Raw genomic sequence first — 10,254 nt, 5'->3', positions numbered from 1 at the left:
TGCGCTGGCCGTCGGTGCGCTGGCCGTCGGTCGGGTCGGCCGCGACGGCGGCGACCGCGAACGGGCGCAGCGCGGGCGGGGCGGTCAGGTCGAGCCCGTCGACCTGGGCCGCACCGGAGCGCGCCAGGTCACGGACGCGGGCCAGGCCCGGGTCGGCCAGGGCGGCGGCGAACAGTCCGGTGAGCGCAGTCATGATCACTTCCGAGGTGGGGACACGACGATCACCCCGCGTCCAGCCCGGACGGGGGGTGTACGGATGTCAGCCTAGCTCTGCCCACCGACCCTCTCTCCGCTTCCCACTCTCTCGGCCGCCGCCTCACAGAAACGCCCCGACCGCCCCGAGGCGTGTGCAACTTCGGGGAAAGTGCAGGCTGCGGGGGCGTGGGAGGCTGCACTTTCCCCGAAGTTGTCGCCTCGCCCGGGGGCGGCCGGGGCAGCGGCGGATCTTGACTGGTCGGGTGGGGGGTGATCGGGTGGGGGCGTGAGTGGGCAGTGGCGGGTGCAGTTCGACGCGAAGGTCGCGTTCGCCAACGGCGGCGGCCTGAGCACCGAGGGATTCCGGCTGGACATCGCGGGCGACCGGATCGACGACGCCGACCTGGCGGCGCTGTTCGTCCGGCATCTCGGCCTGCTGATGGTCTCCGAGGTACGGATCACCAACAAGACGGTCATCGAGGAAGCGCACAAGGGCGGTCGCGCCGTCGGCGGTGCCCCGGACGGTGTGACCGGGCAGCGGCTGGTCGAGCTGAGTCACGTGGTCACCGACGGGATGACCACCCTGCCCGGCTGGCCGGCACCGAGGATCACCGAGTGGCTGACCCGCGAGGCGTCCCGCCAGCACTACGCGCCCGGCACCGAGTTCCACGTGGCCCGGATCGACATGATCGCCAACACCGGGACCTACCTGGACACCCCCGCCCACCGGTACGCCGACGGGGTCGACCTGTCGGGTTTCCCGCTGGACCGCCTCGCCGACCTGCCCGGACTCGTCGTCCGGCTGCCCGCCGACACCCGCGCGGTGGACCGGCTGCTGCTGGCGCCGTACGACGTGGCCGGCAAGGCGGTGCTCCTGCACACCGGCTGGGACGCGCACTTCGGCGCCGACGCGTACGGCGAACCGGGTGCGCCCCACCTGACCGGTGACGGCGCGCAGGCGCTGGTCGACGCGGGCGCCGCCCTGGTCGGCATCGACTCGATCAACATTGACGCCATGGGTCCGGCAGCGGGCGGCGAGCGGCCCGCGCACAGCCTCCTGCTGGCCGCCGGCATCCCGATCGTCGAGCACCTGACCAGGCTGGACGCCCTGCCGCCAGACGGCTTCCGGTTCACCGCCGCGCCACCGAGGGTGGCCGGCATGGGCACCTTCCCCGTCCGCGCCTTCGCCGTCGTGGACTGAGGGACAAGGTCAACTCCGGATACGGGACGTCGCGGCTTCCGTCGGGCGCGGATACCGCGACATCCCGCATGCCGAGTGGATGTCGCGCCTCGGTGGCCGGCTCGGCCGTCAGTAGCGCACCGACACGCGGCGCTGGACCGCGTCCACCCGGACCTCACCGCCGTACGGGATGATCAGTTGCGGGTCGGTGTGACCGAAATCGACGTCGAAGACCAGGACCGTGTCGCTGGCGTACTCGGCGAACGCGCGGATGACGGCGGCCCGCTGCTCCTCGGCGTACGCCTTCTTCTCGGCCGGGGTGAGCCGGCGGCCGAACTCCCACGCCTTGGCGCGGCCGACGAGCGCGGCGGGGAAACCGCCGAGCAGGCCACGCTCACCGAGGTTACGCAGCATCCGGTAGACCTCGACGGCCGACGGCAGTTCCTCCGAGGTCTCCATCAGGAAGACCGACCCGGCCAGCGTGGCCGCCGGAGCGACCCGGTCGGCGGCGAGCAGCCAGTGCAGCACCTCCAGGTTGCCGCCCCAGGTGCGTCCCTCGACCACCTTCGCCGGCCCCTGCCAACGCCAGCCCGTGCCGGGGAACATCACCGGCTGGTGGGCCAGGGATGCGGGGTCGTGCCAGTCGTTCGGCTGGTCGCCCCATTCGGGCGCCGGGGTCAGGTCGTACCAGTCGCTGCCGAACAGCGCCGCGCGCAGCGAGTCGGCGGTCAGCGGGTGCAGCGCGCCGGGGCGGCCCAGGTGCACCAGCACCGACCCGCCGTGGTAGCTGACCACGCCCAGCCGGTGCAGGTGGTTGAGCACATTGGTGTTGTCGGAGTACCCGAAGTAGGGCTTCGGGTTGGCCCGCAGCACCTCGTCGTCCAGGTGCGGCGTCACGGTGATCAGATCGTCGCCGCCGACGGTGGCCAGCACGGCGGTGATCGTCGGATCGGCGAAGGCGGCGGTCAGGTCCCGGGCACGGTCGCGCGGGTCGGCGCCCATGATCCGGGTGGTCGGGTACTCGACCGGCTCCAGGCCGTACTCCTCACGCAGCCGGCGCAGCCCCAGTTCGTACACGTGCGGGAAGAGGGCCGGCAGACCGGCGGAGGGTGAGACGATCGCCACTCGATCGCCGGGTTGCGGCTTCGGGGGTTGAACCAACGACGTCATGTCCCCGACGCTATCGGCCCTGAACAGCGATTTTCGACCTCCGGACGTCCTCGACCGGCGAACCTCGGCAGCGTCGACGTCCCGCAGGGGTCCCCCTGGAACGGAGGGCGTTATCAAGGGGCCCTTCCTTTCGGGCGGGTTCACGTGGATACGATCGGGGAGTCGGACAGCGCTGTCCTTCGTACCTGACGTGAGGAGCGCATGGTGACCGACCAGCATGATCATGACGGACCCGACGCCGCCCTCCGTGCCGACATCCGCAGGCTGGGCACGTTGCTCGGGCAGACCCTGGCCCGCCAGGAGGGTCGCCCGCTGCTCGACCTCGTCGAGGAGATCCGGGCCCAGGTCCGCACCGACCCCCCGGCCGCCGCCCGGCGACTCGGCGGCCTGGACGTGACCACCGGCACCAAGCTGGCCCGCGCCTTCTCCACCTACTTCCACCTGGCCAACATCACCGAACAGGTGCACCGGGCCCGCGACCTGCGTCGCCGCCGCGCCGTCCAGGGCGGCTGGCTGGATCAGGCGGCCAAGATGATCGCCGAGCGCGGGGTGCCGGCCGAGGAGATCGCCTCGGTGGCCCGCCGGTTGGCGGTACGTCCGGTCTTCACCGCCCACCCGACCGAGGCGGCCCGCCGGTCGATCCTGTCGAAGCTGCGCGCGATCGCCGACGAGCTGGACGCCGAGACGGCCAACGCGATCCTCTACGGCGCCAGCGACGAGGGCCCGGCGAACCGGCGGCTGGCCGAGCTGCTCGACCTGATGTGGCAGACCGACGAGCTGCGGCTGGATCGGCCGGACCCGACCGACGAGGCGCGCAACGCCATCTACTACCTGCGTGACCTGTACGCCGAGGCGGCTCCGCAGGTGCTCGACGATCTCGCCGAGACGCTGCGTACGCTCGGCGTGGAGACCTCGCCGACGGCCCGGCCGCTGACCTTCGGCACCTGGATCGGCGGCGACCGGGACGGCAACCCGTTCGTCACTCCCACGGTGACCCGCGAGGTGCTGGCCATTCAGCACGAGCATGGCCTGACCGCCACCGAGGCGGCGATGGAAGAGTTGATCAGCGAGGTGTCGGTGTCCCGCCGACTGCGCGGGGTGTCGCTCGACCTCTCCGCCAGCCTCGCCGCCGACCTCGACGCGCTGCCCGAGGTGGCGCCCCGGTTCCGCCGGGTCAACGCCGAGGAGCCGTACCGGCTCAAGGCCCGCTGTGTCCGGGCCAAGCTCGCCAACACCCGGGCCCGGCTGCGCCAGGGCACGCCGCACGTGCCGGGGCGCGACTACCGTGGTTCGGCCGAGCTGATCGCCGACCTGGATCTGCTGCGCGCCTCGCTGGCCCGCAACGCCGGTCAACTCACCGCCGTCGGCCGGCTCGCCTCGACCATCCGTACCGTCTCCGCGTTCGGCCTGCACCTGGCGACCATGGACGTCCGCGAGCACGCCGAGAAGCACCACGAGGTGCTCACCCAGCTGTACGCGGCGGTGGGCGAGGTAGACGACTACCCGTCGCTGAGCCGCCTGGAGCGCACCAAGCTGCTCGCCGACGAGCTGGCCAGTCGCCGGCCCCTGTCGACGTCGGACACCCCGCTGAGCCAGTCGGCCCGCAAGACCTTCGACGTGTTCAGCACCATTCGTGAGGCGCAGGACCGGTTCGGCGCCGAGGTGATCGAGTCGTACATCATCTCGATGACCCTCGGCGTGGACGACGTGCTCGCCGCGGTGGTGCTCGCCCGCGAGGCCGGCCTGGTCGACGTGCACAACGGCCGGGCCCGGATCGGCATCGTGCCGTTGCTGGAGACCCCGGCCGAGCTGAACTCCGGCGGCGAGTTGCTCGACGAGCTGCTGTCGCTGCCGGCCTACCGTTCGCTGGTGGCGGCCCGGGGCGACGTGCAGGAGGTGATGCTCGGTTACTCCGACTCCAACAAGGAGGCCGGCATCACCACCAGCCAGTGGTCCATCCACCGGGCCCAGCGCGCACTGCGCGACGTGGCCGCCCGGCACGGCGTGCACCTGCGGCTGTTCCACGGCCGGGGCGGCACGGTCGGGCGCGGTGGCGGCCCCACCCACGAGGCGATCCTGGCCCAGCCGTACGGCACGCTGGACGGCGCGATCAAGGTGACCGAGCAGGGTGAGGTCATCTCCGACAAGTACACCCTGCCCGCGCTGGCCCGGGAGAACCTGGAGCTGAGCGTGGCCGCCGTGCTCCAGTCGACGCTGCTGCACACCGCGCCCCGGCAGCCCGCCGAGATGCTGGAGCGCTGGGACGCGACGATGGACGTGGTGTCGGAGTCGGCGTTCCGGTCGTACCGCTCGCTGGTGGAGGATCCGGACCTGCCCGCGTACTTCTGGGCTTCCACCCCGACCGAGCTGCTCGGCGCGCTGAACATCGGCTCCCGGCCGGCGAAGCGGCCGAACACCGGGGCCGGGCTGTCCGGGCTGCGGGCCATCCCGTGGGTGTTCGGCTGGACCCAGACCCGGCAGATCGTGCCCGGCTGGTTCGGGGTCGGTTCCGGTCTGGCCGCCGCCCGGGAGGCCGGGCTCTCCGACGTGCTGGCCGAGATGCACCGCAACTGGCATTTCTTCCGCACGTTCCTGTCCAACGTGGAGATGATGCTGACCAAGACCGACCTCGGCATCGCCCGCCGGTACGTGGAGACCCTGGTCCCGAGGAAGCTGCACCCGATCTTCGACAAGATCGAGCAGGAGTACGAGCTGACCCGGCGCGAGGTACTCGCGGTCACCGACTCACCGGACCTGCTGGACAACTCCCCGGTGCTGCAACGCACCCTCGCCGTGCGCGACACCTATCTGGAACCGTTGCACCACCTTCAGGTGGCCCTGCTGCGGCAGTACCGCGACTCTGGGGCGGCCGGCCGGGCGGTGGCCACCGCACCGGGTGGCCGCCGCGCCCCCAGCGACGGCACGGCCCTGGAGCGGGCCCTGCTCACCACGGTCAACGGCATCGCGGCGGGTATGCGCAACACCGGTTGACCGCGAGAAGGAGGACACGGGAGGTACCCGTCCGGGCGCGGAGAGCTTGTCTTTGGCAAGCTGCTCAGGATGGAGTTCTCGACCCTTGCGGTTGTCGTCGTCTGTCTCGGTGCCGGCGGCGCGGTCGGCTGGTTCGCCGCCCGGGCCCGCTCGGCGACCGAGATCGCCCGGCTGGACGCCACGCTGCGCGCCACCCGCGAGGGCGAGGGGCGGCTGGAACAGTCGATGCGGGCATTGAGCTACGAGGCGACGGCCCAGTCGCAGGAGGCGGTCGCCCGGGCGGTGGCCCCGCTGCACGAGACGCTACGGCGTTACGAGCAGCGGGTCGCCGACCTCGAACGTGAGCGGGTCGACGCGTACGCCGAACTGCGCGAGCAGGTCCGCGCGATGAGCACGGTCTCCGGCGAGCTACGCACGGAGACGAAACAGCTGGTGGCGGCCTTGCGCGCGCCGCAGGTACGCGGTCGGTGGGGCGAGCATCAGTTGCGCCGCATCGTCGAGGCCGCCGGCATGTTGGAACACTGCGACTTCGCCGAGCAGGTCACCGCCGCCACCGACGAGCAGACGGTACGCCCCGATCTGGTGGTCCGCCTGCACGGCGGCCGGAGCGTGGTGGTGGACGCGAAGGCGCCGTTCGACGCGTACCTCACCGCGATGGAGGCGCGCGACGAGCGGGGCCGGGACACCCACCTCGACGCACACGCGAAGCACCTCCGAGCGCACGTCGACGCGTTGGCCGCCAAGTCGTACTGGTCCGCGTTCGAGTCCACTCCGGAATTCGTGGTGCTGTTCGTTCCGGCGGATCCGTTCCTGGACGTCGCCCTGCAACGCGACCCGACGCTGTTGGAGCACGCGTTCGCCCGCAACGTGGTGCTGGCCACTCCGGCCACCCTGGTGGCGCTGCTGCGTACGGTCGCCTGGTCGTGGCGGCAGGAACAGTTGACCCGCAACGCGATGGCCGTGCACACGCTGGCGCGGGAACTGTACGGACGGCTGTCGACCCTCGGTGACCACGTCGGCAAGCTCGGCGCCTCACTCGGTGGCGCGGTCACCGCGTACAACCGGGCGGTGGGCTCGCTGGAGGCGCGGGTGCTGGTGAGCGCCCGCAAACTGGCCGAGCTGGGTGTGTCGGATCAGGAACTGCACCCCCCCGGGCAGGTGGAGCTGGCTCCCCGGCAGCCCCAAGCGCCGGAGTTGCTCAGCGATTCCACTTCAGATGATCGAACTCGGTCTGACTGAAACTGGCCCCTTACCATCTTCGATGTGACAACGAGCGTCTCGCATATCACGAGATGGTCACAACGTATCCGACGGTAGTGACATCGACGGTCGGCACCACGAAGGATTTCGCTCACGCGTGCCCTGCATCTGAGGGCGCCTGAGTTCTCTGGAGGAAAGAGAACGTGAGCAGACCCCGAAACCTGAGCCGGCGTACCTCCGCCGCGCTCTTCGCCTCGGTGATGGCGGCCAGCGCCGTGACCGTGGCGGGTGGTGCCGCCACCGCGAGCGCCGCTCCTGCCGGACCGGACGCCGCGCAGGCCACCCCCGCCGAGTCGCTAGATCAGCACGACGCCAAACTGCTCGCCGAGGCGGAGGCGAAGAAGGCCCCCACCGTCACGATGATCGTCGCCACCGACAAGGGCAAGGCGAAGGACGTCGCCGACGACCTCGAGGACCTCGGCGCGGCCGTCACCGAGCGCTACGACACGATCGGATACGTGCTCGCCAAGGTGCCGACCGGCAAGGCGGTCAAGGCCGCCACCCTGCCCGGCGTGGCCACTGTCGACCTGGACGAGAAGATCCAACTGCCCGACCCGAAGCCGGAGGTCGCCCCGGGCGGCGCGAAGGGCGGCAAGCAGGGCGACACGCTCAGCGGACCAGGCGCCAGGACGAAGGCCGACAACCCGTACATGCCGACGAACGAGACCGGTGCGGTCAAGTTCGTCAAGCAGCACAAGAAATGGGACGGCCGAGGCGTCACCATCGGCATCATGGACTCCGGTGTGGACCTGGAGCACCCGGCGCTGCAGGAGACCACCACCGGCGAGCGCAAGATCGTCGACTGGGTGACCGCGACCGACCCGTTCGAGGACTCCACCTGGCGGCCGATGATCAACCAGGTGACCGGGCCGACGTTCAGCCTGGCCGGCCGTACCTGGACCGCGCCGGCAGGGACCTACCGGTTCAATCTGTTCAGCGAGGACATCACCATCAACAGCGACCCGGCCGGTGACGTCAACCGCGACGGGGACAAGACCGACCGGTTCGGCATTCTCTACGACCCGACGACGAACAACATCTGGGTCGACGCCGACCAGGACGGCGACTTCACCGACGAGGCCGTGATGCGGCCGTACAAGGAGAAGTTCGACGTCGGCCACTTCGGCACCGACAACCCGGCGACCGCGGTCACCGAGCGGATGTCGTTCGTCGTCGAGTACCGCAAGAACGTCGACACCACCCCGGTCGGCGGCCCCGGCCTGGTGGACTACGTCAACATCGGCATCATCGAGAGCGCCCACGGCACGCACGTCGCCGGCATCACCGCCGCGAACGACATGCTCGGCAACGGCGCGTTCGACGGTGCCGCCCCCGGTGCCAAGATCGTTTCCTCCCGTGCCTGCTCCTGGAACGGTGGCTGCACGGCCGCCGCGCTCACCACCGGCATGGCCGATCTGGTGATCAACCGTGGGGTCGACGTCATCAACATGTCGATCGGTGGCCTGCCGGCGCTCAACGACGCCAACAACGCCCGCGCCACCCTCTACAACAACCTGATCACCACCTACGGGGTGCAGATGTTCATCTCGGCCGGCAACTCCGGCCCGGGCGTGAACACCATCGGCGACCCGTCGGTGGCGAGCAACGTGGTAAGCGTCGCGGCCAGCATCAGCAAGGACACCTGGCTGGCCAACTACGGCTCGGTGGTCAAGAAGAAGAACGCCCTGTTCAACTTCTCCTCGCGCGGCCCGCGTGAGGACGGTGGCGCCAAGCCGGACATCGCGGCACCTGGTTCGGCCATCTCCACCACCCCGGTGTGGCAGCCGGGCAGCCCGGTCGCCGAGGCCGGTTACGAGCTGCCGCCGGGCTACGGCATGTTCAACGGCACGTCGATGGCCTCCCCACAGGCCGCCGGTGCCGCCGCGCTGCTGCTCTCGGCCGCCCGGGCGACCGACAAGGGCATCACCCCGGAGATGCTGCGCCGGGCGATCTTCACCTCCGCCAAGCCGATCGCCGACACCCCGACCTACGGGCAGGGCTACGGCATGTTCAACGTGCCCGGCGCCTGGAAGCTGCTGAAGAAGGGCGTGCAGACCCGCTCGTACACCTCCGACGCCCCGGTCTGCACGGTGCTCTCCGGCCTGCTGGCCACGCCGAACCAGGGCACCGGCGTCTACAACCGCTGCGGCTCCGCCGATGGCGGACACAAGGTGGGCCAGTCGAAGTCGTACCAGGTCACGCTGACCCGGACCAGCGGCCCGACCGGCAACGTCAGGCACAACATCGGCCTGCGCGGCAACGACGGCACCTTCTCGGCACCGAAGAACGTCAGGCTGCCGCTGAACACGCCCGTCACCATCACGATCATCGCCAAGCCGAAGACCGTCGGCGCGCACGGCACGATCGTGACCGTCGACGACCCGGCCACCAGCACGATCGACTTCGAGGTCTCCGCCGTGGTGGTGGCCTCGAACGACGTCAGCAAGCCCAACTTCGCCTACTCGGCGCGGGGCTCGGTGGAGCGGAACAGCACCACGTCGTACTTCGTGACGGTGCCCCCGGGTGCCGGTGCGCTCCAGGTGAACCTCTCCGGCATCGCCACCAAGTCGCAGACGCGCTTCATCGCGTTCAACCCGTGGGGCGTTCCGGTGGAGAGCACCTCCAGCCTGGCCTGCTTCACCAACCACGTCAGCACGGTCGTCTGCGACGCGTTCGAACGCGACTACCAGAACCCGATGCCGGGTGTCTGGGAGATCGAGGTCGAGTCCCGGCGAACCTCGCCGTCGCTGAACAACCCGTACCAGCTCCAGGCACGGGTGCAGGGCGTCGCGGTCGAACCGGCCGTGGTCGAGCTGCCGTCGGTCACCGCCGGCATTCCGACCCCGGTCACCTGGTCGCTGAAGAACACCTTCGGCCCGGTCACGGTGACCGGCCAGGGCGGCGCGCTGTCCAGCTCGCACGCGGAGCGGCCGACCATCGTCGAGTACGCGACGCAGGAGTACACCGTGGACGTGCCGGCGGGCGCCACCAGCTTCACCGCCCGCATCGGTAACACCTCGGACGTCGGCGCCGACCTCGACCTGTTCGTGTACCGGGGCGGCAGCCTGATCGCGTACAACGCGGACGGCGACTCCGAGGAGTTCGTGACCCTGAACAACCCGGCGGCTGGCACCTACACCGTCGTCGTCGAGGCGTACTCGGTCGACGGGGCCGGTGGCAGCACCGAGTACGACTACCGGGACTCGTTCTCCTCCCCGGCGCTCGGCACCCTCTCGGCGTCGAGCACCCCGCTCACCCTGGCCCACGGTGCCACCGGCACCATCTCGGGCACGGTGACGGCCCAGTCCGCCCCGTCCGGGGGTCGGAGCCTCTACGGTGAGCTGACCGTCGTTACCACCGAAGGCGCGGTCGTCGGCCGCGGCGCGGTCGACATCGGCGCGGTGAACTGACCACCTGCGCACCATCTGGAAGCCCGTCTCCGGTTCTCCGGAGGCGGG

Annotated in this window: 6 protein-coding genes; 4 read left to right on the top strand and 2 right to left on the bottom strand. The window is 70.6% G+C overall.

Annotation, left to right across the window (positions count from 1 at the left end; all coding sequences use genetic code 11):
• On the bottom strand, window positions 1-193 hold a 193-nt coding region (locus AC2CHE_RS12990; protein ID WP_484505161.1), incomplete at its 3' end, for a hypothetical protein.
• Between the two features lie 288 nt (window positions 194-481).
• Here AC2CHE_RS12990 and AC2CHE_RS12985 point away from each other — a divergent pair.
• Complete coding sequence (locus AC2CHE_RS12985) at window positions 482-1,396, top strand: cyclase family protein (RefSeq protein WP_484505160.1); 915 nt, start codon at window positions 482-484, stop codon at window positions 1,394-1,396.
• Between the two features lie 108 nt (window positions 1,397-1,504).
• Here the strand turns inward: AC2CHE_RS12985 and AC2CHE_RS12980 are convergent, their stop codons facing one another.
• The gene (locus tag AC2CHE_RS12980; protein ID WP_484505159.1) at window positions 1,505-2,545 is read right to left on the bottom strand and encodes a S66 family peptidase; all 1,041 of its coding nucleotides are present in this window, start codon (window positions 2,543-2,545) and stop codon (window positions 1,505-1,507) included.
• 204 nt (window positions 2,546-2,749) lie between these two features.
• On the opposite strand from AC2CHE_RS12980, the gene ppc reads away from it, so the two are divergent.
• The 3 genes from ppc to AC2CHE_RS12965 all read left to right on the top strand — a co-directional run bounded on the left by ppc (window position 2,750) and on the right by AC2CHE_RS12965 (window position 10,206).
• On the top strand, window positions 2,750-5,536 hold the full coding sequence (ppc, locus tag AC2CHE_RS12975) for a phosphoenolpyruvate carboxylase (protein ID WP_484505158.1): 2,787 nt from the start codon (window positions 2,750-2,752) through the stop codon (window positions 5,534-5,536).
• A 69-nt stretch (window positions 5,537-5,605) separates the two neighbouring features.
• Complete coding sequence (locus AC2CHE_RS12970; protein WP_484505157.1) at window positions 5,606-6,775, top strand: DNA recombination protein RmuC; 1,170 nt, start codon at window positions 5,606-5,608, stop codon at window positions 6,773-6,775.
• A gap of 164 nt (window positions 6,776-6,939) precedes the next feature.
• On the top strand, window positions 6,940-10,206 hold the full coding sequence (locus AC2CHE_RS12965; protein ID WP_484505156.1) for a S8 family serine peptidase: 3,267 nt from the start codon (window positions 6,940-6,942) through the stop codon (window positions 10,204-10,206).
• The last annotated feature ends 48 nt before the right edge of the window (window positions 10,207-10,254 follow it).

This window comes from Micromonospora sp. ATLC16, from assembly GCF_057196645.1.
The sequence above is the reverse complement of the archived record's forward strand: the minus strand, read 5'-3'. Positions and strand labels throughout refer to the sequence as shown.

What these genes read in the sequence shown, in the direction of transcription:
- AC2CHE_RS12980 (WP_484505159.1), bottom strand. Translation starts at nt 2,545, where the DNA reads ATGACGTCGTTGGTTCAACCCCCGAAGCCGCAACCCGGCGATCGAGTG.
- AC2CHE_RS12970 (WP_484505157.1), top strand. Translation starts at nt 5,606, where the DNA reads ATGGAGTTCTCGACCCTTGCGGTTGTCGTCGTCTGTCTCGGTGCCGGC.